The organism is Micromonospora sp. PRAS1, from assembly GCF_059553435.1.
Map to the genome: position 1 here is coordinate 41841 of NZ_JCANNB010000029.1, position 24558 is coordinate 66398.

The 24558-nt window shown below is 72.3% G+C and carries 26 protein-coding genes; 18 read left to right on the forward strand and 8 right to left on the reverse strand.

Annotated features, from left to right (window positions below):
* Positions 1 to 81 precede the first annotated feature (81 nt).
* The 3 genes from AC507J_RS23690 to AC507J_RS23700 all read left to right on the forward strand — a co-directional run bounded on the left by AC507J_RS23690 (position 82) and on the right by AC507J_RS23700 (position 3913).
* Positions 82 to 1329, forward strand: a complete 1248-nt coding sequence (locus AC507J_RS23690) for a glycosyltransferase family 4 protein (RefSeq protein ID WP_496291384.1) — start codon at positions 82 to 84, stop codon at positions 1327 to 1329.
* Between the two features lie 80 nt (positions 1330 to 1409).
* Positions 1410 to 3194 (forward strand): DUF4012 domain-containing protein, encoded by a 1785-nt coding sequence (locus tag AC507J_RS23695; protein WP_496291385.1) that lies wholly within the window; start codon positions 1410 to 1412, stop codon positions 3192 to 3194.
* A gap of 182 nt (positions 3195 to 3376) precedes the next feature.
* Positions 3377 to 3913: a hypothetical protein gene (locus AC507J_RS23700; RefSeq protein WP_496291386.1), complete on the forward strand. Its 537-nt coding sequence runs from the start codon at positions 3377 to 3379 to the stop codon at positions 3911 to 3913.
* Positions 3914 to 4002: 89 nt separating this feature from the next.
* On the opposite strand, the gene gdhA is transcribed toward AC507J_RS23700, so the two are convergent.
* The gene (gdhA, locus tag AC507J_RS23705) at positions 4003 to 5340 is read right to left on the reverse strand and encodes an NADP-specific glutamate dehydrogenase (RefSeq protein WP_496291387.1); all 1338 of its coding nucleotides are present in this window, start codon (positions 5338 to 5340) and stop codon (positions 4003 to 4005) included.
* 205 nt (positions 5341 to 5545) lie between these two features.
* Here gdhA and AC507J_RS23710 point away from each other — a divergent pair, with 205 nt between their 5' ends.
* The 3 genes from AC507J_RS23710 to AC507J_RS23720 all read left to right on the forward strand — a co-directional run bounded on the left by AC507J_RS23710 (position 5546) and on the right by AC507J_RS23720 (position 8226).
* Positions 5546 to 6487 carry a hypothetical protein gene (locus tag AC507J_RS23710; RefSeq protein WP_496291388.1) on the forward strand — a complete coding sequence of 314 codons (942 nt, stop codon included), beginning with the start codon at positions 5546 to 5548 and terminating at the stop codon, positions 6485 to 6487.
* 70 nt (positions 6488 to 6557) lie between these two features.
* Entirely contained in the window at positions 6558 to 7529 is a 972-nt protein-coding gene (locus AC507J_RS23715) for a pirin family protein (protein WP_496291389.1), read from the forward strand.
* A gap of 34 nt (positions 7530 to 7563) precedes the next feature.
* Complete coding sequence (locus tag AC507J_RS23720; protein WP_496291390.1) at positions 7564 to 8226, forward strand: hypothetical protein; 663 nt, start codon at positions 7564 to 7566, stop codon at positions 8224 to 8226.
* Between the two features lie 52 nt (positions 8227 to 8278).
* Here the strand turns inward: AC507J_RS23720 and AC507J_RS23725 are convergent, their stop codons facing one another.
* Complete coding sequence (locus AC507J_RS23725) at positions 8279 to 8797, reverse strand: pyridoxamine 5'-phosphate oxidase family protein (RefSeq protein WP_496291391.1); 519 nt, start codon at positions 8795 to 8797, stop codon at positions 8279 to 8281.
* A 385-nt stretch (positions 8798 to 9182) separates the two neighbouring features.
* On the reverse strand, positions 9183 to 9455 hold the full coding sequence (locus tag AC507J_RS23730) for a DUF2795 domain-containing protein (protein WP_496291392.1): 273 nt from the start codon (positions 9453 to 9455) through the stop codon (positions 9183 to 9185).
* A 208-nt stretch (positions 9456 to 9663) separates the two neighbouring features.
* On the opposite strand from AC507J_RS23730, the gene AC507J_RS23735 reads away from it, so the two are divergent.
* Positions 9664 to 10074: a DUF2267 domain-containing protein gene (locus AC507J_RS23735; protein ID WP_496291393.1), complete on the forward strand. Its 411-nt coding sequence runs from the start codon at positions 9664 to 9666 to the stop codon at positions 10072 to 10074.
* Between the two features lie 101 nt (positions 10075 to 10175).
* On the opposite strand, the gene AC507J_RS23740 is transcribed toward AC507J_RS23735, so the two are convergent.
* Entirely contained in the window at positions 10176 to 11342 is a 1167-nt protein-coding gene (locus AC507J_RS23740) for a CaiB/BaiF CoA transferase family protein (RefSeq protein ID WP_496291394.1), read from the reverse strand.
* A 171-nt stretch (positions 11343 to 11513) separates the two neighbouring features.
* On the opposite strand from AC507J_RS23740, the gene AC507J_RS23745 reads away from it, so the two are divergent.
* The 6 genes from AC507J_RS23745 to AC507J_RS23770 all read left to right on the forward strand — a co-directional run bounded on the left by AC507J_RS23745 (position 11514) and on the right by AC507J_RS23770 (position 17006).
* Positions 11514 to 12587: an acyltransferase family protein gene (locus AC507J_RS23745; RefSeq protein WP_496291421.1), complete on the forward strand. Its 1074-nt coding sequence runs from the start codon at positions 11514 to 11516 to the stop codon at positions 12585 to 12587.
* Between the two features lie 178 nt (positions 12588 to 12765).
* The gene (locus AC507J_RS23750) at positions 12766 to 13779 is read left to right on the forward strand and encodes a TerC/Alx family metal homeostasis membrane protein (RefSeq protein ID WP_496291395.1); all 1014 of its coding nucleotides are present in this window, start codon (positions 12766 to 12768) and stop codon (positions 13777 to 13779) included.
* Between the two features lie 66 nt (positions 13780 to 13845).
* Positions 13846 to 14445, forward strand: coding sequence for a sulfite oxidase-like oxidoreductase (locus AC507J_RS23755; RefSeq protein WP_496291396.1), 600 nt, complete (start codon positions 13846 to 13848; stop codon positions 14443 to 14445).
* Between the two features lie 8 nt (positions 14446 to 14453).
* Entirely contained in the window at positions 14454 to 15176 is a 723-nt protein-coding gene (locus AC507J_RS23760) for a ferredoxin reductase (protein ID WP_496291397.1), read from the forward strand.
* 14 nt (positions 15177 to 15190) lie between these two features.
* Positions 15191 to 15481, forward strand: a complete 291-nt coding sequence (locus AC507J_RS23765) for a DUF6510 family protein (protein WP_496291398.1) — start codon at positions 15191 to 15193, stop codon at positions 15479 to 15481.
* Positions 15482 to 15704: 223 nt separating this feature from the next.
* Positions 15705 to 17006, forward strand: coding sequence for an NAD(P)/FAD-dependent oxidoreductase (locus AC507J_RS23770; RefSeq protein WP_496291399.1), 1302 nt, complete (start codon positions 15705 to 15707; stop codon positions 17004 to 17006).
* A 70-nt stretch (positions 17007 to 17076) separates the two neighbouring features.
* On the opposite strand, the gene AC507J_RS23775 is transcribed toward AC507J_RS23770, so the two are convergent.
* On the reverse strand, positions 17077 to 18054 hold the full coding sequence (locus tag AC507J_RS23775) for a DUF2267 domain-containing protein (RefSeq protein ID WP_496291400.1): 978 nt from the start codon (positions 18052 to 18054) through the stop codon (positions 17077 to 17079).
* Between the two features lie 221 nt (positions 18055 to 18275).
* Between AC507J_RS23775 and AC507J_RS23780 the strand changes: the two genes are divergently transcribed.
* Positions 18276 to 18572, forward strand: a complete 297-nt coding sequence (locus tag AC507J_RS23780; RefSeq protein WP_496291422.1) for a hypothetical protein — start codon at positions 18276 to 18278, stop codon at positions 18570 to 18572.
* Positions 18573 to 18639: 67 nt separating this feature from the next.
* On the opposite strand, the gene AC507J_RS23785 is transcribed toward AC507J_RS23780, so the two are convergent.
* The gene (locus AC507J_RS23785; protein ID WP_496291401.1) at positions 18640 to 18987 is read right to left on the reverse strand and encodes an STAS domain-containing protein; all 348 of its coding nucleotides are present in this window, start codon (positions 18985 to 18987) and stop codon (positions 18640 to 18642) included.
* A gap of 71 nt (positions 18988 to 19058) precedes the next feature.
* Positions 19059 to 19463, reverse strand: a complete 405-nt coding sequence (locus AC507J_RS23790; protein WP_496291402.1) for an STAS domain-containing protein — start codon at positions 19461 to 19463, stop codon at positions 19059 to 19061.
* A 201-nt stretch (positions 19464 to 19664) separates the two neighbouring features.
* On the opposite strand from AC507J_RS23790, the gene AC507J_RS23795 reads away from it, so the two are divergent.
* The 4 genes from AC507J_RS23795 (at position 19665) to AC507J_RS23810 (ending at position 23422) form a co-directional block, all read left to right on the forward strand.
* Positions 19665 to 21425 (forward strand): PP2C family protein-serine/threonine phosphatase, encoded by a 1761-nt coding sequence (locus tag AC507J_RS23795; RefSeq protein WP_496291403.1) that lies wholly within the window; start codon positions 19665 to 19667, stop codon positions 21423 to 21425.
* Positions 21422 to 22471, forward strand: a complete 1050-nt coding sequence (locus AC507J_RS23800; RefSeq protein ID WP_496291404.1) for a cobalamin B12-binding domain-containing protein — start codon at positions 21422 to 21424, stop codon at positions 22469 to 22471. Before AC507J_RS23795 ends, AC507J_RS23800 begins: the two co-directional genes overlap by 4 nt.
* 87 nt (positions 22472 to 22558) lie before the next feature.
* Complete coding sequence (locus tag AC507J_RS23805; protein ID WP_496291405.1) at positions 22559 to 22918, forward strand: STAS domain-containing protein; 360 nt, start codon at positions 22559 to 22561, stop codon at positions 22916 to 22918.
* Positions 22919 to 22975: 57 nt separating this feature from the next.
* A complete protein-coding gene (locus AC507J_RS23810; RefSeq protein WP_341716026.1) occupies positions 22976 to 23422 on the forward strand; it encodes a response regulator in 447 nt (148 codons plus the stop codon).
* Between the two features lie 34 nt (positions 23423 to 23456).
* On the opposite strand, the gene AC507J_RS23815 is transcribed toward AC507J_RS23810, so the two are convergent.
* Positions 23457 to 24368 carry a hypothetical protein gene (locus tag AC507J_RS23815; protein WP_496291406.1) on the reverse strand — a complete coding sequence of 304 codons (912 nt, stop codon included), beginning with the start codon at positions 24366 to 24368 and terminating at the stop codon, positions 23457 to 23459.
* Between the last annotated feature and the right edge of the window lie 190 nt (positions 24369 to 24558).

Below are 24558 nucleotides of genomic sequence, written 5' to 3' on the forward strand. Positions count from 1 at the left end.
GTTGCCGGCATCGTACGCAGCCAGGCCGCCGGTGGTGTCGGGCGCCGCGCCGAATCGGCCGGCCGGGATGGGGGTGCCCCGGTGCGGATCGGGATCCTGACGTACCACTTTCCGCCGGAGCCGGCGTTCATCCCCGGCAGCCTGGCCGAGGAGTTGGCCGCCCGGGGCCACGAGGTGCGGGTGCTCACCGGCTTTCCCGACTACCCGGGCGGGCACGTCTATCCGGGGTGGCGCCAGCGCTGGCGCCACGAGACCCACGATCGAGGGCTGACCGTGCGGCGGGTGCTGCGCTACAGCACCGGCGATGGCGGCGTGCGTGGCCGGATGGCCTCCTGGCTCTCCTTCGCCGGCAGTGCGGCGCTGGTCGGGCGCCGCTTCTTCGCCGACGTCGACGCGCTGTACGTGTACCAGCCGCCGGCCGCGGCCTTCGCCACGGCGGCGTTGCTGCGCCTGCTCGGCCGCGTACCGGTGCTCCTGCACGTCCCGGACGTGTGGCCGGAGGAGGCGGTGGACGAGTCCGACGAGCGGTGGGCGGCGCGGGTCCGGGCGGCGATGCTCCGTACCTACCGCTCCGCCACGCTGGTCGCGGTCACCGCGCCGTCGCTGCGCGAGTCCGTCGTCGCGGTCGGCGTCGACCCGGCCCGGGTCCGGGTGGTGCTCAACTGGACCGAAGAGCGGATCTTCCAGCCGACCGCGCCCAGCACTGCCGCGCGCCAACTGGTCCGTCGCGACGAACGGTGCGTGATGATGTACGCCGGCACGATCGGGGCCCGGCAGGGGTTGGCGACGGCGGTACGGGCGGCGGCCGCCCTCTCCGACACGGTGGATCTGGTCCTGGTCGGTTCCGGCGCGGACGAGGAACGGGTGCGCGGCCTCGCCGCCGAGCTGCGGGCCGACAACGTGCGATTCGTGGAACGGCGCTCTCCGCTGGACATGCCCGCGCTGTACGCGGCGGCCGACTACCAGCTGGTCATGCTGCGTGACCTGCCCGAGCTGCGCGGCAGCGTACCGGCCAAGCTCCCGGCGGCGCTGTCCTGCGGCGTGCCGGTGGTCGCCTCGGCCGGTGGGGACACCGCCGCCCTGGTCGAACGGGCACGGGCCGGGCTCTCCTGCCCGCCGGAGGACTGGGCGAGCCTGGCCGACCGGTTCTGGCTGGCCGCCCACATCCCTCCACCGACCCGGATCGAGATGGGCCGGCGCGGCCGGGAGGCCTACCTGCGGGAGATGTCACTGCCGGCCGGCGTGGACCGGATCGAGCAGCTGCTGCGGGAGTCGATGGCCGCGGTCCGGCCCACCCGGACTACGAATGAAACTCTCATTGCTCCTTAAAGGCCCTTTTAGCCAGCAAAAACCCCAACAGGTGTTAGAACTATGAGGCCTTCTGTCCGTTTTCAGGAGTGGAGTGCGGAGTGACGGGAAGCGAGAGCCCGCGCCGCGGGCGAGGCCGGGCCCGCCGGCGTCGGCGTGCTCGACTGCGTCGCGCCCTGCTCAGCGCCCTCGTGGTCGGCTCGTTGCTGCTCACCCTTGCCGGCTGGGTGGGGTTTCGGGGCTGGCAGGCCCGCGCCCACCTGGTCAACGCCGCCGGATTGGCCGGTGTGCTGAGCACCCACCTGATCAGCGGCGACGCCGACCAGGCGCAGCGCGCCCTCGCCGCGTTGCAGGCTCAGTCCGGGGCGGCCCGCAGGGCAACCGGGGATCCCGCCTGGCGGCTCGGCGGGCAGGTGCCGTACGCGGGGGCCAACCTCACAGCGGTGCGACAGATCGCGATCGCGATCGACGAGCTGGCCCGTCAGGCGTTTCCGGTGTTGGTGCGGGTCGACCTCGGTGTTCTGGTGCCCCGCGACGGTCGGGTCGACCTGGCCGGGCTGGGCGGCATCAGCGCCGAGCTGACCAGGGTCGACGCGGCGGTGCAGCGGACCCGGGCGGACCTTGCCGCGGTCACCGGTGACCGGCTGGTCAAGCAGGTTCGGCTGGCGCTGGAGACGCTGCGCGGCGAACTCGATCGGCTGGCCGCGATGACCTCGGCGGCCGAACGGGCCGGCCGGCTGCTGCCGCCCTTGCTCGGCGCGGACGGCCCGCGGCGGTACCTACTGGTCTCGCAGAACTCCGCGGAGTTGCGCGCCACCGGTGGCATCTTCGGCGCGTACGCCGTGATCGAGGCGAACCGGGGCCGGATCAAGATGGGTGCCCAGGGCAGCGGCGCGGGCATCGGCAGGTTCAGCGAGCCGTTGAAGATCCCGGCCGAGGTGCGGGCGCTCTGGGGCGAGCTGCCCGGCATCTATCCCGCGGACGTCAACCTCAGCCCGCACTTCCCGACGGCGGCAGCGCTGTTTCGGGAGATGTACCAGCGGCACAGCGGCGAGACCGTCGACGGCGTGCTCGCCGTCGACCCGGTCGCGCTGTCGCATCTGCTGAAGGTCACCGGGCCGGTGCAGGTGCCCGGTGGGGTGGCGCTCAGTGCCGAGAACGCGGTGGGGACCCTGCTCAGCGACACCTACCAGCGGATCGCCCTGGGCGAGCAGGATGCCTTCTTCGCGACCGTCACGGCGACCGTCTTCGACGTGCTGTTCACGCGAAAGGTACACCTTGAGGGCTTTCTGACCGCTTTCGACCGTTCCATGCAGGAACGCCGGATACTGTTCTGGAGTGCCCGACCGGAGGAACAGCGGACATTCGGCGACAGCCGGATGGCCGGGACGCTCCCGGAACAGGACACCGTGCCGACGGTCGGCGTCTTCCTCAACGACGGCAGCGGCGCGAAGCTCGGCTACTACCTGCGGCAGAGCGCGGAGTTGGTGGTCGGCGCCTGCCAGGGCGACGGCCGCCGGGAACTGCGGCTACGGCTGACCTTCCGGTCCGTCGCGCCGGCCTCCGGGCTCAGCAGCTCCGTGCTGGGCCTGGCGATGGCGGGTGATCCGTACACGCTCCGGACGCTGGTCTCGGTCTACGGCCCGGCCGGCGGGGCGGTGCTCGACGCCCACCTGGACGGTGCGAGCGCACCGGTGGCCACCGGCACCGAACGGCGCCGCCAGGTGGCCACGGTGAACGTCGAGGTCGGACCGGGGGACTCCCGAACCCTGGAGGTGTCCCTGCTGACCGGCCCGACGGAGAGCGGAACGGCCGAGCTGTGGCTGACCCCGACCGCCACCCCCTGGACCACCCATGTTGTCACCGCACCCAACTGTCCACAGTAGGAGGGAACAAAATGCGGCTATCCCGCATCATCATGGCACTCACGGTCGGCCTGGCCGTGGTGGCTGCGCCGGCCGCGGCGGGGGCGGCACAGCCGACACAGCCGCAGCCGACGTCGACATCAATACCCACACCCACCGGCCCACCTCAACCACCGCCGTACCCGCCGGTTACGCCCTCGTTGATGGTGGAACCCCCGACGACCTTCGTCGGCGAGACGGTGGACATCGTCGGCCGCAACTTCGGCCCGAACGAGATCGTGGACATCGTCATCACGCGGCGTCCGCTGCCCGGCGAGGGCGAAGGGGGCGGTGCGATCGGCGTGCCGATCGGCGCGCCCGGTGGCGATCCGGACGGCGAGTGGAGGGGCGACCAGGGCAAGCGGCCCGATGACGGTGGTGGCGCCGACCGGTTCCACCTGACCGCGCGCACCAACTCGCGGGGCGACTTCCGCGTCCCGTTCACGCCGAAGCGGCCCGGTATCTACACCATCACCGCGACCGGACGCACCTCGGGCCGTACCGCCTCCACCGAGTTGCGGGTGCTGCCCCGGCACCACAAGCCGCCACACAAGCCGCCACACCACCTGCCGGTCACCGGCAACAGCCTGGAGACGCCGATCAAGATCGGTGGCGGGCTCGTCGGTGCGGGCACGGTCCTGCTGCTCGGCACGATGCTCTGGCGGCGGCGGAACCGCTTCGGTGCGGGCGGCACCCACTGACCCCAGCACGCCGGGCAGGGCCCGGCAGGCACCGCAGGCCGGTGCCCGTCGGAGTGATCCGGCGGGCACCGGCCCATCCGTGCCCGGCCTCAGACCAGCCCGTGTGCCAGCATCGCCTCGGCGACCCGGCGGAAGCCGTTGATGTTGGCACCGGCCACGTAGTCACCCGGCAGGCCGTACTCCTCGGCGGTGGCCCAGCACCGGGCGTGGATGTCCCGCATGGTTTCCCGCAGCCGCTGCTCCGACTCCGCGAACGACCACGACTCCCGGCTGGCGTTCTGCTGCATCTCCAGCGCGCTGACCGCTACCCCACCCGCGTTGGCCGCCTTCCCGGGCGCGAACCGCACGCCGGCCCGGGCGAGGATGCGCACCGCCTCCGGCGTGGTCGGCATGTTCGCTCCCTCCACCACCGCCACACAGCCGCCCGCGACCAGTTGCGCGGCCTCCGCGCCGCCGATCTCGTTCTGGGTGGCGCAGGGAAGCGCCAGGTCACACGGCACCTCCCAGACCGTACGGTCGCTGACGGTGACCGCGTGCGGCACCTGGCGTACGTAGTCGGCCAGCCGGCCACGCCGCTGCTCCTTCAGATCCCGCAGCACGTCGAGGTCGACGCCCTTCTCGTCGAGCAGGTAGCCGGACGAATCCGAGCAGGCGACCACGGTGCCGCCGAGCTGGTGCACCTTCTCGATGGCGTAGATCGCCACGTTTCCGGAGCCCGACACCACCACCCGCTTGCCGTCCAGGCTGTCACCGGCCTGCCTGAGCATCTCCTCGGCGAAGAACACCGCCCCGTAGCCGGTCGCCTCGGTACGCACCTGCGCGCCCCCGTACGCCAGGCCCTTGCCGGTGAGCACCCCCGACTCGTACCGGTTGGTGATCCGCTTGTACTGGCCGAACAGGTAGCCGATCTCCCGGCCACCCACCCCGATGTCGCCGGCCGGTACGTCCGTCTCCGCCCCGATGTGCCGGTACAGCTCGGTCATGAAGCTCTGGCAGAACCGCATCACCTCGCGGTCCGAACAGCCCTTCGGGTCGAAGTCCGCCCCACCCTTGCCGGCACCGATCGGCAAGCCGGTCAGTGCGTTCTTGAAGATCTGCTCGAAGCCGAGAAACTTCACGATGCCCAGGTAGACCGACGGGTGGAAGCGCAGGCCCCCCTTGAACGGGCCGAGCGCACTGTTGAACTCCACCCGGAACCCCCGGTTGACGCGGATCTGGCCGCGGTCGTCCTCCCAGGGCACCCGGAAGATGATCTGCCGTTCCGGCTCGCAGATCCGCTCGATGATCCGGGCCCGCGTGTACTCCGGGTGCCGGGCCAGCGCCGGCCCGATGCTCTCCAGCACCTCCCGTACCGCCTGGTGGAACTCGGGCTCACCCGGGTTGCGGGCGACCACACTGGCGAACACCGACTCGACCGATTCCGGCATCACCGACACGTCCTTCCGGTTCAGGTCCGGCGTCGTTGCCGCACCTCGCCGGCGCCACCGCACCGGTGCCCCCGAGTACGGTTCGTCACCGCCGTCCGGTTCACCGGCGCCGACAGCTGTGGCCAGCGGTTTTTGGTCGTGCTGACTGATCCTTCCCGCTCCCGGGCGCGTAATTCCTGGATAGGGAGTGGGGAAGGGGACTGGCATGACCGGGTCGGAGCAGGACGAGAACCATCGAACATGCCCGCAGCCGGAGCCCGGCGCGCCCCAGGTCGAGGTCTCTGCGACCGCCGCCGACGACGAGGAGACAGCACCCCCGGGGCCGACCTGGTCGGCGGCCGCGCGTCTGCTGGCCGCCGCTGCGGTGCTGGTGTTGGGGCTCGGCGCGGGTGCCGTGGTGGTGATCCTCTCCGATCCGCATCGGCTGGGTCGGGTCTTCACCGGGCAGGGTGAGCCGCCGCAGCCGGTGGGCACCGCAACGGCCGCACCGGGCGGGACCAGCGGCCTGGGCGGGGCGGCCCGGGCTGCGGCCGAGAGCCTGACCGAGGTCGAGACCGCGCCGCTCGACGACCGGCGGTACGCCGAGTTCGAGCTGGTCGACGGCGTCACCCGGTTCCGGCTGGGGGTGGCGGACCTGGGGGAGGAGCTGTACCGGATCGGCAGCCCGGCCGGATCGGGCACCCGGCCGCGCCCGGAACTCGCCGGTGACCGGCTGCTGTTGCGGATGGAGCGGGTCGAGAACGTGCCGGGTGAGGTCGAGGTGTGGCTCAACGCCCGGGTGGTCTGGGCGCTGCGGATCACCGGCGGGACCACCGAACGGCGGCTCGACCTCGGTGCCGCCCGGCTCTCCGCACTGGAGTTCGCCGGTGGAGCCACCCGTACCGACCTTCGGCTGCCTCCGGTCGGCCGAGGGCTCGTCGTCCGGGTCACCGGTGGGGTCAACCTCTTCGACGTCCGCGTCGTCGGCGGCGTACCGGTCCGGGTGCGGGCCAACGCCGGCGCCGGCGCGGTCGAGGTGTACGACGAGCGGCGTGACGGGGTGCCCCCGGGCACCGTGCTCGGCTCGCGGAACTGGGACCAGGTCACCGGCCGGATCTTCCTGGACCTGGTCGCCGGGGCGAACATCGTGACCGTACGACCCGGTTGAGCGCTGCCCCCGGCGCCCATGGCCCACCCGGTACGGCGGCGGGCGGCCCGGACGGGCGTAGAGTCGGATCGTGGAGCGTACCGAGTCGATGCCCGCGCAGACCCGCCCGCCCGGCGTGGCCACCGCCGATCCGGCCAGTGTCCTGCTGCCCGGGCACGACGTGCCGCTGGGCCGCTACACCACGGTGCGTCGGCTGTTGCCGCAGCGCACCCGGCGGATGGTGGGTGCCTGGTGCTTCGTGGACCACTTCGGTCCGGACGACGTGGCGCAGCGGCCGGGCATGGAGGTGCCGCCGCATCCGCACACCGGTTTGCAGACGGTGACCTGGCTGCTCGACGGCGAGATCCTGCATCGCGACAGCCTCGGCAACGTCCAACCGATCCGACCCGGTCAGCTGAACGTGATGACCTCCGGCCACGGCATCGCCCACTCCGAGCGGTCCCCGGCCGAGCACCCGCCGCTGATGCACGGCGTGCAGCTCTGGGTGGCGCTGCCCGACCCGGCCCGGTCCGGCGCGGCCGACTTCGCCCACCACGCCGAGCTGCCCCGCTGGCGCGACGGCGAGTTGAGCGTGACCCTACTGGTGGGCGAGTTCGGTGGTGAGCGCTCGCCGGCCCGGGTGCACAGCCCGTTGCTCGGCGCCCAGCTGGAGCTGGCCGGTGCCGGACCGGTCCGGCTGCCGTTGCGCCCCGACTTCGAGTACGCGCTGCTCGCCCTCGACGGCGGCGCCGAATCCGACGGCGTGGCGGTCACCCCCGGGTCCCTGCTCTGGCTCGGCACCGGCCGGGACACGTGCACCGTACGCGGTACCCCCGGTACCCGGCTGATGCTGCTCGGCGGCACGCCCTTCGAGGAGCCGCTGGTCATGTGGTGGAACTTCGTCGGCCGCAGCCACGAGGAGGTCGTGGCCGCCCGGGAGGACTGGATGGCCGGCCGGCGGTTCGGCGTCGTCACCGCCGACCCGGATCCGCCGCTGCCCGCCCCGGCCCTGCCCACCACCCGGCTCAAGGCGCGGGACCGGACCGGCGGTCTGCGGGGCTGATGCGTGCCGGGCCGGGACGCGGGTAACAGCGGGCATGCCCACTGCGGTCTCCACCATCGAGGACAAGAAACGCCTGGTACGCCGGCTCGCTGGCAGTGGCCGAGGCTTCGCCGAGCGGTACGGCTTCCGGGTCACAAACAATCCGGCCAGCCTGTTCCAGCTGCTCTGTCTCGCGGTCCTGCTCGCCCGCCGGGGTGACTTCCGGCGGGCTCTGGACAGCGCCCACGCCCTGCCGGACGCCGGCTGGGACAGCGCGGCCCGGCTGTCCCGGTCGCTGCACGCCGACCGGGTCCGGGTGCTGCGCGACAGCGGTCAACGCGGCGACGTCGAGGCCCTGGCCGACCTGCTCGGCGACCTGGCCCGCGCCGTGGTCGAGCGGTACCGGGGCGACCTGCGGCGCCTGCGCTCTGCGGCCGGCCGCGACCCGGCCCGCGAGCGGGCGCTGCTCGCCGCGCTGCCCGGAGTGGACGACCAGGTGGTCGACCTGTTCCTGCGCGAGGTGCAGGCACTCTGGGCGGAGGTCGCCCCGGTGGCCGACCGACGGGCGCTCGCGGCGGCCCGCCGGCTCGGGCTGGGCCGCTCCGCCGAGGACCTGGCCGGGCTGGCCGGCGGCGGCGAGTCGGAGCGACTCGCCTGGCTGGTCGGTGCGCTCGCCAGGGTAGATCTGGAGCGGCGGTACGCCGACCTGGCCGCCTAGCCGGCCGTTCAGCCAACCGAGGTTCGCGCCGGAGCGCCCAGCCCAGGGTCAGTCAGCTGGCGATGAGCTTGTCGAAGCTTGGGGCGTAGACGGTCATCCAGTGCGGGTGCAGCCGGTAGTAGACCACTTCGGTGTCCCAGTCGAAGGCGTCGTCGCCGTAGAAGTCCTTCAAGTAGCTGCGCAACTCCGGCCAGTCCGGAGCAGGCTCGCCGCCCTGCGGGTTGAGAATCTCCACCGTGCCATGCGTGAAGACGCCCAGATCCTCGCCCCGCATGTGCGCGACGCTGGCGGCCGGACGGGCGGCGAGGTGGCGGGCCTTGGCGGCGTCGCGTGCCGTCCCGAAATGCCACTTGCCGTTCAGGAAATGCCCGTCCACGCCGCTGATCCGCGGTTCGCCCTTCGCCGTCACGGTGGACAGGGCGAGGGTGCACATGCCGGTGAGTACCCGGGTGAGCTGCTCCGCGGTCAGGGTGCGCTCGGCGACGATCGAGCGGAGATGCGAGGTGGAGCGGGACAGGGAGGAGTCCAGGAAGGCCTGGAGTTCCTTGAGGTCTTCCGGCGTTTCGCGCATCGAGGTCCTCAGCTATTCGTAGGGCCGGTCCACGTGCCTTGCCGACGCCGACCGGGGAAACCATCCTCGATCAGAAACCTGACACCCTGTGTCGTACTTCTTCCGCCAACACGGGAACCGCTGCCGCCAGCGGAATCTCGGACTGTGACCGCGGGGCTAGACGTTTGTTTCCACCCCACTGGCCGTTCGGCCGATGGCGTGCCGTACGCTGAGCGCAGTAACAGCAGCCGCCCGGTTCGGGCGGCTGTGGGGCCGCCTGGTGGTCGCGACCCGGTTCGGGCGCAGCACCTCACCAGGGCAGGTGGTTACTCGGCGCCCCCGGCCGCGGTACGCGGCCGGGGCGTCCGCCGATTCCGGCCGGCACGTCGGCTCCGGCCCGGCTCTCTCAGATGCTCCGGATGTGCTGCGACACCCGCTGGTGGCGCTTGTCCCGGGCACGTTCGGCTTCCTGCGCGTCGGTCACCTCGGGGGCGGCCTCGATGCCGGCCGAGCGGGCCACCTCGGCGTCGTTGGCGTAGTCCACCGGCGGCAGGGCGCGCAGGGCACGTAGCACGTCCGGCGGGGCTCCCTCGCGTTCGGCCTCGCGTACCACGTCGTCCTTTCCGGCCGGATAGTCCAGGCTGGACAGGTACTGCAGAACCTCGGTGTAACTCGCCATGGTGTCGGCTCCTCCCGGCTGCGCTGCGGCCACGACCGGCCGCGGTTACCCACCCGAGGGCCCGTCACGCGCCGCCGGGCCGGGAAACCGGGCGCCGTTTCCGGTCCGGCCGTTTCCGGTCCGGCCGTTTCCGGTCCGGCCCGTCGGGAGGCCCGGCGCTGTTTTCGTCCCGGCGCGCCGGGTAACCGCGCCCGGAAGGGGGTAGGCGATGGACTACGACACGTTCGTCGACCATGTCGCCCGGCGTACCAGCACGTCGCCGCAGCGCGCGATGGAGCTGACCCGGGCGACGCTTGCGACGCTCGCCGAGCGGTTGACCGGCGGCGAGGTACTGGATCTCGCGGTCCAGTTGCCCGAGCCGCTACGACCGCCGCTGCGTCCCACGCCGGATACCGAGGCGGCCGAGCGGTTCGGCGCGGCCGAGTTCGTCGCGCGGGTGGCCGTTCGAGCCGGGATCGGGGAGCCAGCGGCCCGCACCGTCGCCGGGGCGGTCTTCAGCACCCTGCGCGAGGCGGTCACCGGCGGCGAGTTCGACGAACTGGTCGTCCGACTGCCCCGTGACTACCGGGACCTGGTCGAGCCGGCCCTGGCGCCCGGCGCGGCGCTGCGTCGCGGCTGAGTGCCCCGTCGACACCGATCGGGCGTTCCCGTTCCGGACCGGCCGCCCGGCTCGTCGCCGGCCGCGCCTGACGGGCAGCGTCGCCGCGTCCCGTCTCAGCCTCAGCCGATCGCGCCGGCGGTCCGCAGCTCCGCCACCCGGTCCGGGCGATAGCCGAGCTCGGCGAGCACCTCGTCGGTGTGCTCGCCGGGCCAGGGCGGCGGCCGACGTACCGCCGTCGGGGTGCCGGAGAACCGGGGTGCCGGGGCCGGCTGGACGACGCCGTCGCGGACCACGAAGGTTCCCCGCGCGGCCAGGTGCGGATCGTCCGGCGCCTCCGCCCAGTCCAGCACCGGTGCCACGCAGGCGTCGGAGGCGGTGAGCAGGGCCGCCCACTCGTCCCGCGAGCGGGTCCGGAACAGTCGCGCCCAGGCCGCGCGTAACGCCGGCCAGTTCGCCGGGTCGGTGCGATCGGGCGCCTCGTCCGGCGGCAGCGGGAAACCGGTGCGCCGGACCAGTTCGTCGTAGAACTTCGGCTCCAGCGCGCCGACCGCGACATGGCGTCCGTCGGCGCACTCGTACGTGTCGTAGAAGGGGGCGCCGCCGTCGAGCAGGTTCACCCCGCGTGGGTCCTGCCACATGCCGAGCTGGCGCAGCGCGTGGATCTGGGTGCTGAGCACCGCCACGCCGTCCACGATCGCCGCGTCGACCACCTGACCGGCCGCGCCGCCGCGCACCGCGTAGAGAGCGGAGACGATGCCCAGGGCCAGCATCATCCCGCCGCCGCCGAAGTCACCGAGCAGGTTCAGCGGCGGCACCGGCGGCTGCCCGGCCCGCCCGATCCCGTGCAGGGCACCGGTGAGGGCCAGGTAGTCGATGTCGTGCCCGGCGTTCGCCGCGTACGGGCCGTGCTGCCCCCAGCCGGTCATCCGGCCGTAGACCAATGCCGGATTGATCGCGTGGCAGTCGGTCGGGCCGAGGCCGAGTCGCTCGGTCACCCCGGGACGGAAACCCTCGATCAGTACGTCCGCCGCGCCGACCAGGGCCAGCACCACCTCCCGGCCGTCGGTCGATTTCAGGTCCACCCCGATCGAGCGGCGACCCCGGTTCAGCAGGTCCGGGTGCGGCGCGCCGAAGGCGTCGGTGGCGACGTCGGTCACCCGGTCCACCCGGATCACGTCGGCGCCGAGGTCGGCCAGCATCATCGCGGCGAACGGGCCCGGCCCGATCCCGGCCAGCTCGACGACGCGCACGCCGGCCAGTGGTCCGGCGGGCAGCTCTGCGGTCATCGGATCACGATACGATCATCCTGGCCTTCGTTCCCTGGTCGCCGAGCGGCGGGGCCGAGGAGACGACCGGAATGTTAACTGTGTGCTATCGGGCCATGACTGATAGCTGATATTCGTCGCAGTTGTTGTTCCCTACCGTCGGCCCGATGAAATTCGCCGACGGTAACCCGCATCGAGTCGCTCACCGGCCTCCGCGCCATCGCCGCTGCCGCCGTGTTCGGCTTCCATGCGCTGGCCGTCGGGCTGGTCGACACCCCGGTCACGCAGTGGTTGTTCCGGCAGGGCGCAACCGGCGTGTCGTTCTTCTTCCTGCTCTCCGGTTTCGTGCTGGCCTGGTCCGCCCGACCCGGGGACCGGGTGCACCGGTTCTGGCGCCGCCGCCTGGCAAAGGTGTGGCCCAACCACGCCGTCGCCTGGGCCGTCGCCCTCGCCGGTCTGGTCGTGGCCGGCACCACCGTCGGTCTCGGGACCGCCCTGGCCACCCTGCTGCTGCTTCAGGCATGGGTCCCGGACGAGGGCGTCTACTTCGGCGTCAACGCCGTGGCGTGGAGCTTGTCCTGCGAGGCCTTCTTCTACGCCCTGTTCCCCGCGCTGTGGGCGCTGGCCCGACGGTTACCCGAGCGGGCGCTCTGGCCCACCCTCGCCGGTGTGCTGGCCCTCGTGTGGGTCGTCCCGGTTGCCGCCCTTGCCGTTCCCGCCGACCTGCGCTACTGGGCGATCTGGGTACTTCCGGCGGCCCGGCTGCCCGAGTTCGTCGCCGGCATCCTCCTCGCCCGCCTCGTCGCCGCCGGCCGATGGCCGAGGTGGGCACGCGTCGGCCCGGTCGCCGTCCTGGTCGTCGCCGCCTACCTTGCCAGCTGGTGGTTGCCGGAATGGTGGCGGCTGGTCGCCGGCACGGTCGTCCCGCTGGCGCTGCTGGTCGCCGCCGTGGCCGCCCGCGACGTCCAGGGCCGGCGGAGCTGGTTGCGGTCCCGGCCCGCCGTGGTGGCGGGGGAGTGGTCCTACGCGTTCTACCTGCTGCACCTGCTGCTCCTCGCGGCGCTGGTCAAGGTGCTCGGCGGCGGCCGGCCGCTCCTGGTCGAGCTGGTGGTGGTGCTGGTGGCGCTGGCCGTCGCGGTGGCCGCGTCGGGCGCGATGTACCGGTTGGTGGAGGTGCCGGGCATGCGGCTGCTCCGCCCTCGCCCGAGCGTCCGAGTACCCGACGGGGCCGTCCGGCCGAGGGTGTCCAGCCGGCCGGGTGTGTGATCAGTGTCCCCCGCCTGGCGGGTCGAATCCGGCTGTCCTAATCTAGGCACCACGAGGGGAGTACTTCCCACGAACCATACCGGTCAGTACGGCGCGCCCCGGAGTGTGCCTCGGGTGGTTGCCCACGAAAAGTGGGTGAAGGAGACCTCGAACATGTCACGGTGTTCGAGGAGGCTCCATGTCCGAAATGTCCGTCGCTGCCGAGTTGCAGTCGGTAGGTACGCCCTCGCTCTGGGTGATCACCATTGCCGGTGTGATCGCGCTGCTGGTGCTCGACTTCGTGGTGACCCGACGCCCGCACGAGGTGAAGCTGAAGGAAGCGCTCGCCTGGTCCGCGTTCTACATAGCCCTGCCGCTGGCCTTCGGGGCATGGATCTGGTTCGAGTTCGGGCGCGGCGAGGGCATCGACTACCTCGCCGGCTACCTGGTCGAGAAGTCACTGTCGGTCGACAACCTCTTCGTCTTCATGCTGCTGCTCGCCGCCTTCGCGGTGCCGAACGTGCTGGCCCAGCGGGTGCTGCTCTTCGGCATCACCGGCGCGCTGGTGCTGCGCGGAATCTTCATCGCCCTGGGTGCGGCGGCGTTGCAGACCCTCGACTTCGCTTTCCTGATCTTCGCGCTGATCCTGCTCTTCACCGCGGCCAAGCTGCTGCGCGACGCCTTCACCGGGCACGAGCAGTCGGTCGACATCGCCAACATGCGCTCGGTGCGGCTGCTGCGCCGGTTCATGCCGGTGGTCAACGAGTACCACGGCACGAAGATGACCGTGCGGGTCGGCGGACGTCGGGCGCTGACCCCGCTCGCGTTGGTGGTGGTGGCGGTGCTCGCCACCGACGTGGTCTTCGCGGTCGACTCGGTACCGGCGGTCTACGGCATCACCGAGGACCCGTACCTCGTCTTCGCCACGAACGCCTTCGCCCTGCTGGGCCTGCGGGCGCTCTACTTCGTACTGCACGCGGCGCTGAGTCGGCTGGTCCACCTCAGCTACGGCCTGGCCATCATCCTGGCCTTCATCGGTGTCAAGCTCGGCCTGCACTGGGCGCACGGCATCTGGGAGGGCGTACCGGTGATCCCCACCGAGATCTCGCTCCTGGTCATCATCCTGGTGCTGACGGCCGTGACGGTCACCAGCCTGCGGGCCACCCGCAACGTGGTGCCGGGCTCGAAGGAGGTCGTCACCGAGCGGCAGTGAGCGATTTTCGTGGGGTACCAGCCGGCGGAGCCCCGCCGCGACGCCGGGACGTGGTAGGAATTGGCGGTGGGCATCGTCACGCCGGGCTTCTCGGGCCGGCCTCGCGCCGAGGCGCCGGATCTACCACCCGGGCAGTACCTCACACCGGACTTCCCCGTCCTCTCCGCCGGCCCGACGCCGCGCGTCGAGCGGGAGACCTGGGAGTTCGTCATCACCACCGAGACCGGCACCGAACACCGGTGGAGCTGGGCGGAGATGATGGCGCTGCCGCAGGAGACCCCGACCGTCGACATCCACTGCGTGACCCGGTGGTCGAAGCTCGGCACCAGTTGGCAGGGCGTCTCCCTGGACACCCTGCTCGACGAGGTGGAGACCGCTGCGGACTACGCCCTGGCCCACTCCTACGGCGGCTACACCACGAATCTGCCGCTGGACGACCTGCGCGACGGGCAGGCCTGGCTGGTGCACAGCTACGACGGCGAGGAACTGCCCGCCGAACACGGTGGCCCGGCCCGGCTCCTGGTGCCACACCTCTACTTCTGGAAGTCGGCCAAGTGGGTGCGCGGCATCCGGTTGGGCCTTGAGGACACCCCCGGTTTCTGGGAGACCGCCGGCTACCACGACTACGGTGACCCGTGGCGTGAGCAGCGGTACCAGGGCGATTGACCGGGCGCATGGGGTGGCAGCCGGCCCGGCTGGTGGCGCGCCGGGCCGAGACGCCGACCGCGCAGACCCTGGTGCTCGAGGTGCCGGGTTGGTCCGCCCATCTGCCCGGCCAGCATGTCGACATCCGGCTCACCGCGCCCGATGGCTATCAGGCCGCCAGGTCGTACTCGCTGGCCGCGCCGGCCGACGGTGACCGGGTCGAGGTGACCGTGCAGCGGGTGCCCGACGGCGAGGTGTCGCCCTTCCTGACCGACGCCTACCGGGAAGGCGACCCGGTCGAGGTGCGCGGGCCGGTCGGCGGCTGGTTCGTCTGGCGACCGCAGCAGACCGACCCGGTGTTGCTGGTCGCCGGCGGCTCGGGCGTGGTGCCGCTGATGGCCATGATCCGGGCGCGGCGGGCGGCCGGCAGTCGGGTCCCGTTCCGGCTGATCTACTCCGTCCGCACCCCGGCCGACGTGTTCTACGCCGCGGAGCTGCGCGACCGGGTCCGCGACGACGCCGGCCTTGACGTGGCGTACGTCTACACCCGCGAGGCGCCCGAGGGATGGCGGGGCGAGCCGCACCGGCTGGGCCTCGCCGACGTCAACAACCACGGCTGGCCGCCGGAGCTGAACCCCCTGGTCTACGTCTGCGGCCCGACCGGCTTCGTGGAGACGGTGTCCGACCTGCTCGTCGGCCTGGGCCATCCGGCCCGGCGGGTGCGTACCGAACGTTTCGGCCCGACCGGTTGAGAGGAGAGGCGCCGATGACCGAGCTGCCCTACCTGGACGGCAACATGCTCGACGGCCCGCTCGGGGAGCTGTTCGCGGTGGACCTGAGCACCGCCACCGGCCGGTGCGCCCACTGCGGTACGCCCAGCCCCGTGGCGGGGCTGCGGGTCTACTCGCACGCACCGGGGCTGGTCGCGCGCTGCCCGACCTGTGTCGAGGTGGTGATGCGGCTGGTCCGCGCCCCGGATCGGGCCTGGCTGGATCTGCGTGGCGCCACCTTCCTCCAGTTCCCGATGCCGCCGACCGGTGGCGGTACCCGGGCATGACGACTGTCGGACGGCGGACGGTGCTGACCGCCCTGGCCGGGGCGGCCGTCACGGCACCGGCCCTGGTCGCGGTGGCGCCCCGACCGGCGGTCGCGGCCCCGGACCCTGCCGCCGTTCTGGAGCCTCGTCGCCGCCACGCGTGCCGCGCTGGACCGTCGCGCTACCGGGTGAGGCTCTCCACGCGCTGACGTTTGCCCTGGCCCGATGCGGGAACCGGGCCGGAATGACGAAACCTCGTGTGGTGATCGTGGGAGCCGGCTTCGCCGGTTACCACGCCGCCAAGACGCTCAGCCGGCTGGCCCGCAACCGGGCCGAGATAGTCCTGCTGAACTCGACCGACTACTTCCTCTACCTGCCGCTCTTGCCGGAGGTGGCCGCAGGGGTGGTGGAGCCGGGCCGGATCGCGGTGCCGTTGACCGGCACGCTGGACGGGGTGCGGGTGGTCATCGGCGAGGCTGATCACGTCGACCTGCAGAACCGCTGGGTGGGCTTCACCCAGCCGGAGGGGGACCGCAACCGGCTGGCGTACGACCGGCTGGTGCTCGCCGTGGGCAGTGTGAACAAGCTGTTGCCGATCCCCGGGGTGACCGAGTACGCGCACGGCTTCCGTGGCCTGCCGGAGGCGCTCTACCTGCACGATCACGTGGTCCGGCAGATCGAGCTGGCCGAGCAGGCCGAGGATCCGGCCGAGCGGCAGGCCCGCGCCACCTTCGTGGTGGTGGGCGCCGGCTACACCGGAACCGAGGTGGCGGCGCACGGGCAGCTCTTCACCGACGAACTGCTCGCCCAACGTCCCCGACTGAAGGTACGCCCCAAGTGGATGTTGCTCGACGTCGCGGGCCGGGTGCTGCCCGAGTTGGACGAGCGGATGTCGAAGACCGCGGACCGGGTGCTGCGCCGTCGCGGGGTGGATGTCCGGATGGGCACCTCGGTCGCGGTCGCCACCGCCGACGGGGTCAAGCTCACCGATGGCGAGTACGTGCCCACCTGTTCCCTGATCTGGTGCGTCGGCGTACGCCCTGATCCCTTCGTGGCGCAGCTGGGCCTGCGGACCGAGAAGGGCCGGTTGGTCGTCGACGAGTACCTAAACGTCCCCGGCTTCCCCGAGGTGTACGCCTGCGGCGATGCGGCCGCGGTGCCGGACCTGACCCGACCCGGCCAGATCTGCACGATGACCGCGCAGCACGCGCAGCGGCAGGGCAAGCTCGCCGCGCACAACATAGCCGCCTCGTACGGGCAGGGCCGGCGCCGCCCGTACCGGCACCACGACCTCGGCTGGGTGGTCGACCTGGGTGGTAAGCAGGCGGCGGCGAACCCACTGAAGGTGCCGCTCTCCGGCCTGCCGGCGAAGGCGGTCACCCGGGGGTACCACCTGCTCGCGATGCCGGGCAACCGGGCCCGGGTGGGCGTCGACTGGCTGCTCGACGCGACGCTGCCCCGCTCGGCGGCGCAGCTCGGACTCGTGCCCGCCAACGCGGTACCGCTGGAGAGCGCCTCGCCCGAGGTGCCGACGCATGCCCGTTGACCGACCGCGCACAACGCCGGGCCGGTGGGTGGCAGCCACCGGCCCGTACGCGCGCCCGAGCGGTTGCCGGTCAACCGGCGAGCCCGGCACCCGCCTCGTCGATCGCGGCGTCGACCGCGTGCGCCAGGTCGATGTCGAGCGCGGTCACCGCCGCGGCGTTTCGTGAGCTGACGGTGAGTACGGCGGTCGTCGGGTCCGCCCGGCCGATCCGCGGTCCGCGGCCGGTCTGGTCGCGAAGCTGGTCGAGCCGGTCCAGGACCCGGTCGAGGTTGCCCGCCGGCAGCTCGAGGGTTCGCGCCAGGGACCTGCCGTCCGCCGCCCAGTAGGGCAGGTCGTCCAGGGCCGCGCGCAGCTCCGCGTCCGACAGCGGTGCCGTGGTGCTGCTCGCCCCGACCAGCCCGCCGCCGACCGCCGGTGGATTCAGCAGTTCCCGTAGCTCGTCCGGCACGTGCAGCGACTCGACCAGGTCACGGTCGTGTTCGGCGAGCGCCGCCAGGGTGGCCTCGGCCTGGTAGCGGGCCTGCTCCGGGCTGCGACCGCTGATCCGACCCACCTCGGAGAGGAAGCCGGGCAGATCCCGGCGTCGCTCGATGCCGTCGACCGGCACGACGTCGTGCAGCGAGGCCGGCACCGCGGCCAGCAGCCGTCCGCGTTCGGCCGTCTCCAGCGCCGAGGCCAGCACGAGCACCGTCGACTCCACCCCCACCTTCGCGGTGCGGAAGTCGACACCGGCCCGCCGCACGACGTCCTCGACCAGAGCCCGGTAGCCGATCGTGGTGACTCCCGGTGCTGCCTGGCCGGCCTGCGGCAGCGGTCGGGGCGCCTCCGGGACGCCCGCCGGCGGGGGAGCGGGCCCGCCACGCGTGGTGTCCGGTTTGTGGCGGCTGCCGGCGGGTGCCGGGCCGGCTCGCCGGTGCTGATCAAGGTGGGTGAGCTGCTTGGAGGCGCTGAGGCTGGCACCGGTGTCGGCTGCCTGCATGCCGCGCTCCCGGGCCTGTCGGGCCAACGCCCGGCGACGCTGGTTGTCGCCCTCCATCTGCTTGCGCATGGTGACACCTCGCTTCCGCTGGGTTCTGCGGGTTCGCCGGTGGCGTTCCCGTCGCTGCCGGGCGCGAAACGATCGCTGCCGGGGCCGCGGGCACCCGTCCGGGTGCTCCCGACAGACCGGACGCGGCTTCATCCCGCCCGGGTGAGGGGTGCTCACCCGGGCGCCACCGACGATCGGAGCGGACCGGAGCACTTTCGCGGCACGCCGAAGGAAAGGTCGTGATGAAGCGGATTGTCGAGATCGTCCCCGCCCGGCCCGGCTGGTACGCCCGCTGGCGCTTGGCCGCCGAGAGCACCCGCTGCTACCCGGTGAGCCTCTGGGCGTTGCTGGAGGAGGCCGACGGCACCGGCCGTGAGGTGATCGGCGTCGACTGTGCCGGACAGTGGCCCGGGGCCGACGACCCGGCGAGCGGGACTTTTGTCCGCTATCTGTTCAGAACTCCGGACTCCGGGCCGCCCGAGGACGCGGAGTTGCCGTCGCAACCACGCTTCGCCAGACCTCCGGTTCCGGCACCCTGAGCCATATTCCGGCCCCCGACCCCTGGTCCCAGGGTCGGGGGCCACCCCGGCTCCGGAGTGGATCCGTTCAGCCCGCTGCCTGCGCGCCCTCGTCCTCGGCGGCCGGTGGCAGGTCCAGCAGTTCGGTAAGGCCGGTGCGGTCCAACAGTTGGCGTAGCGTGGCGCTGACTCCGGTCAACCGGATCGGGACGGAGCCGCCCCGGTGCGCCACCACGAACGCGCTCAGGCCCGACGAGTCGCAGAGGCCGACGTCGCTCAGGTCGATCACGAGCTGTTGATAGCCGTCACGGCGCAACTCGGCGACCGCGTTGATCAGATCGGGTGCGCTGTCGAAGTCCAGGTCGCCGGAGAGCCGCAACTCAGCGCGGTCACCGGTGAACCGGCTGACCTCGATGGCCAGCAGCGGGGAGGACATGCCTCCATGCTCCCAGCCCGGCGGGACAACGCAAGTCGCGGGGGTGGGTCAGTTCAGATCGGTGGTCGCGTCTACGCGGTTGCTGAGGACTGTTCGTCCGGCGCGGCGACGACGGGCCGGACAGCGGGGGTGCTGCGGGCCAGCAGACCGGTGACTCCGGTCATGTCGAGGATGGTCGCGAGGAACCGGGGCACCGAGCGCAGCCGCAGGACGGTGCCCTCCCGCTGCCCCTCGCGCCAGGCGTGCACGATGACGCTCAGCCCGGTGCTGTCGATGAACTTCAGCTCGGCGAAGTCGAGCACGAGGCCGCTCGGCGCGTTCTTTAGGATCCGGTCGACCTCGGAGCGCAGCGGCGCCGCCGTGGTGTAGGCGAGGTCTCCGCCCACCCGGATGACGGGCGCGTCGGGATCGGAGCGGTCGACATTCACGCTCAGCGGCGTCGTCTCGGGTCTTCGACCGTGGGGCAGCACGATCACGCCTTCCGCAGCTCGCGGGCGGGCAGGGGGTCGTTTTGGATCGTAACAATCCCTGAGCGGTACCGCCTCCCGACGGCCAGCGGGCCGGCGAGCAGCCGTCGGGTGGCGATGCGGCGATTCCGGCGTAGGGTGGGACCCGAGGACGCGACAGGCATACCGCTGGCGGCGGGTGCGGCATCGAGAAGGAGTGGGGCTTAGCTGGTGACTGGTGCCGACGTCAGGGACCTCAATCCCGGCGACGGACTGATCTCCACGGCGAGTGTCCCGCGGGCGCCGGCGTGGCCTCCCACCACGCCCCGGTCCGCCGACGGCGAAGTCTCCTTTGAGCGGTCGGGGGCCCGGACCGTCGCCGACTGGCCGCAGCTGGTCGAGAACTTCCGCGAGGGCCTGTTGGTCTGCGGTCCGGACGACGTGCTGTGGCACGTCAGCCCGTTGGCCGAGCAGTTGCTGCCGGAGGCCGTGATCGGCGGCACGCTCACCGGGTTCGCCGGGATGGGTCCGGATTCCACCCACGCCGAGTTCGTCCACCACGGCCGCAGCCTGCGCGCCCGGCGGGTGCGGCTGACGGCCGGGCGCAGCTGCTGGTACGTCGAGGACGTCAGTGAGAGTGTCGGCCGAGCCGACGCGCTGGTGGCCGAGCGGGCCAGGTCGGCGTTCCTCGCCGCGACCGGCGAGAAGCTCGGCAACCCGCTGCATCCCGACCGCGCCGCCGCGGCGGTGGTCCGGCTCGCAGTGCCCACCCTGGCCGACGTGGCCGTGCTGGTGCTGGCCCCACGGTCCGGCCGGGCCCGCTGGTGGCGGGCCCAGCGGGCCGAAGACGAGACACCGAAGGTGGACCGTGGCGTGCTCGGCGCCGCCGAGCTGCCCCCGGCGGTCGTCGACGGGCTGCACGATGCCTCGCCGCATTCCGTCGACTGGTTGGCCGAGCAGGCCGTCGAGGCGGGCTGGCTGCCCGGGCTCTGCGCCGCCGACGTGGGGGTCCGACTGGTGCCGCTGCCCGGCCGGGACGAGCCGGTAGGCGTGCTGCTGCTGGCCCGACCCGCCACCCGCTGGTACGGCGAGGAGGACCTCGAGTTGATCCGGGCCTTCGCCGCCCGGGCCGGCGCGGCGTTGACCACCGCCCGGCTCTACCGCGACCAGGCCGAGGTTGCCGACACCCTCCAGGCGAGCCTGCTGCCGGTGGAACCGCCGGAGACCGCAGGCGTGCAGTGGGGTACGGCGTACCGGCCGGCGCCGGGCGGACTGCGCATCGGCGGCGACTTCTACGGCTCGCACCGCCTGCCCGACGGCGGCTCGGTCTTCTTCCTCGGCGACGTCTCCGGCAAGGGCGTCGAGGCGGCGGTCTTCACCGGGCAGCTGCGCCAGTGCCTGCACGCGCTGCACCGGATCGAGCACCAGCCAGCCCGGCTGCTGCGGCTGCTCAACGACGCGTTGCTGGAGACCACCCTGGCGCACGGGCAGGGCCGGTTCGCCACGATGGTGCTCGGTGTCGTCCGGCCGCACCGCGACGGCGGTCTGACGCTGACCCTGGCCGGCGGCGGTCATCTACCGCCGCTGGTGCTGCGCGCCTCCGGCGAGGTGGAACAGCTGCCGCTAAACGGAATGCTCATCGGCGTGGTGCCGGATCCCCGGGTAGGTCAGGTCACCACCCGGCTCGCCCCGGGTGAGACCTGCCTGCTCTACAGCGACGGGGTGACCGAGGCACGCGGTGGCCGGCGGGGCGACGAGCAGCTCGGCACGGACCGCCTGACGCAGGCACTTACCAATTGCCACCGGATGCCGGCACCGGCCCTGGCCGAGCGCGTGGAGCAGATCACCTGCGACTGGCTGGCCCAGGGCGACCACGACGACATCGCGGTGCTCGCGCTGCGCGCCACGGGCGCCGGCCTCCGCCCGCACCGCCATCTGCACGCGGTGCCCACCCCCGCCGGGATGGGCCAGGAAGGAACGGCTGCACCGTGACCGCGGCGACCACAGATGTCCTGCCCGTCAGCGAATACCAGGACTATCTGCACTGCCTCGCGGAGGCCGACGAGACGACGGCCATCGAGGTGGCCCGGAGGTTGCTCGACGCCGGGCTGCCCGCCGACCGGGTGCTGTTGGACCTGGTCGCCCCCGCCCAGGCGGAGGTGGGCGAACGGTGGGCCCGTAACGAGTGGAGCGTCGCGCAGGAACACGCGGCCACGCACATCAGCGAGCGGGTGGTGGCGGCCGTGGCCGCCTACGCCGACGTCCGCCCGATCCGGGGTCGGGTCGTGGTGGCCTGTATGGACGGTGAGTGGCACGCGCTGCCGGCGCGGCTGGTCGCCGAGGTGCTGCGCCTGCGGGGCTGGCGGGTGACCTTCCTCGGCGCGAGCGTGCCCGCTGCGCACCTGGTGTCGTACCTGCACCGGCATGACGCGGATGCGGTCGCCCTGGCCTGCGCGCTGCCGATGCGGTTGCCGCACGCGCACCGGATGATCGAGGCGTGCCGGCGCTCGGATGTGCCGGTGGTCGTCGGCGGCCGGGGATTCGGCACGGACGGTCGTTGGGCCCGGCGACTCGGCGTGCCGTGGGCCCCCGACGCGCCGGCCGCCGCCGAACTGCTCGCCGACGAGCGGTCGTTGCGGGCGGCCACCCCGGCCAGCCTGGCGCACCTGGCCGACGACGAGTACGCCGCCCTGGTCCGCCGCCGTCCGGAGCTGATCGACAGCGCGTTGGACCACCTGGCGCAGCGGCTGCCGGCCACCCGCGACTACAGCCATGCCCAACTGGATTCGACGATCAGCGATCTCGGATTCATCGTGGACTTCCTCGCCGCCGCGCTCTACGTCGACGACGGCTCGTTGTTCACCGAGTTCGTGGCGTGGCTGGTCGCCATTCTGGACAGTCGGGGTGTGCCGGTCGTCGCGGTGGAGACCACGCTGGGGCACTACGCCGACGCGCTGCACGACTCGCCGCGCGCCGTACGCTTCCTGCACGAGGCGTGCGCGGTGTTGCCGGTGGCGGTGCGGCAGACGTTGCCGTAGCGGGCGTAAACTGCGGTCCGCCGGGTGGCTGGCTCTATACTTGCCCCACTGCAAACATCCGGACCAGGATGGCGAGAGGGGATTCCCGTGACGTTCACCGTCACGTACGCCGACCGCGGCGAGGCCGGGCCCGCCCGTCTCCGTCTCGCCGGTGAGCTCGACCTGCGCAGCGCCCCCCAGCTCAATGCCGCAATCGACCGGCTCGCCGCCGCCGGTGAGCGGCAACTCCTGGTCGACCTGACCGACCTCACCTTCTGCGACTCGACCGGCATCGCCGTCTTCGTCCGCGGCGACAACCGTGTTGCCGCCGCCGGGGGGTGGTTGCGGGTCACCGGCGCGACCGGCCGGGTCGAGCGGGTGCTCAAGCTGACCGGTCTGGCCGACGTGCTCGGGTACTCGACCGAAGCCGGCGACCCGGCGGCTACGGACCGCCCGGCGATCGGCTAGATTTTGCCGCCGATGCGGGATCGGTAGATCCCGTCCTCCGACCTGAGGCAGGTAGTGATGGCCGCTCGTACGCTTGACCCGGTTCGCATCCTGGTGGTCGACGACGACCCGGGCGACGTGCTCATGATCGAGGAGGCGCTGGCGACCTCGGACGTCGAGAAGGTCATCGACGTGGTCGGTGACGGCCAGGAGGCGATGGAGTTCCTGCGCCGAGAGGGCCGGCACACCGGCGCCCACCGTCCGGACGTGATCCTGCTCGACCTGAACATGCCCCGGATGGACGGGCGTCAGGTGCTGGGCGAGGTGAAGGGCGACGAGGATCTGCGCACCATCCCCATCGTGGTGCTGACCACCTCGAACGCGGACACCGACATCATCAGCAGCTACACCCTCCAGGCCAACGCGTACGTCACCAAGCCGATCGACCTGGACGACTTCAACGACGTCGTGCACCGCATCGACGAGTTCTTCGGTCGGGTGGTCGTGCTGCCGAAGCGCGCCTGACCGCGACTCGTCCCGGGTACCGTCGGCGGGCCGGTCAGGAGGTCAGCGCGGCCACGATGGTGGCCGCCCGCTCCTCGTGCTGCGCGTACGCGTACGGGAAGGCGGAGATCTGCACGGCCTGGGCGGCCAGGGTCAGGCTCATCTGCTGCCAGCCGGGCACCTCGAGCAGCGCCTCGTAGAACGCCTGGGCGGCGTAGGCCGGACGCATCAGGTCGCGTACGCTGCCCCAGCCGCTGCTGGGCCGCTGCTGGAACAGCCCGACCGAGTCGTGGTCCCAGCCGATCGCCTGGTGCGGGTAGCTCTGCGACTCGGGCAGCACGCCGCTGGCGTAGTTGAGCAGGGTGCTCTCCTGCATCGCCGTGGCCACGGCGATGACCAGGCCCTGGCGCGGCACCTTCAGCTTGACGCCCACGTCGACGATGACCTTGGCGTTGTCCATCTGCGCCTGGGTGAGTCCGGCGACCGGCTTGGGGCGGGTCGGGGTGGTCTTGGTCTTGGTCGGCTTGGGACTGGCCGATGGCTTGGCGGTCGGCGAGGCGCTCGCGCTCGGCGAGGCGCTGGGGGTCGGGCTGGCGGGGGTCGGGGAAGGGCTGCGCTCCAACGAGCGGGAGGCGGCCTCGTCCTGCGCCGCCAGCGCGCGGTCGGCGACCGCCTCGGCCACCGGTGGCGCGGGTGCCTCGGCGGTGTCACGAGTCGCGGCGACCGCGCCCGCTGCCCCGAGGCAGCAGGTCACGCCGGTGGCGAGGGCCACCCGGACGGGGATGGAGCCCAGCAGGGCGCGAACCCGGGAAGGGGGGATGGAGCCGCGCAGGGCGTGGATGCCGCGGCGGCCCGGTTCGGCGGCCCGGTGCCGGCCGGTCGGCCGTTCGGATGATGCTCCATCGTTCGAGCGGGTCGCCGAGGGCTTGGGGGTCAGCTTCTGGTCGATCTGGTCGTCGGGATGCACTCGCCGAGGCTAGATAGCTCTCGGCCCGCTGCCATCGGCCCGGTTGGTGGCATGAGTCACAATTTGCGGCTATCGGCGGGACGAATCTCTGCGCATGCTCCCATATCGGATGGCAGGCGATTATCCGATATTCCGTTTATACCCGAATTAACCCGTGAAACGAGGGCGAATAGGCGATCTTGCCAAGGTC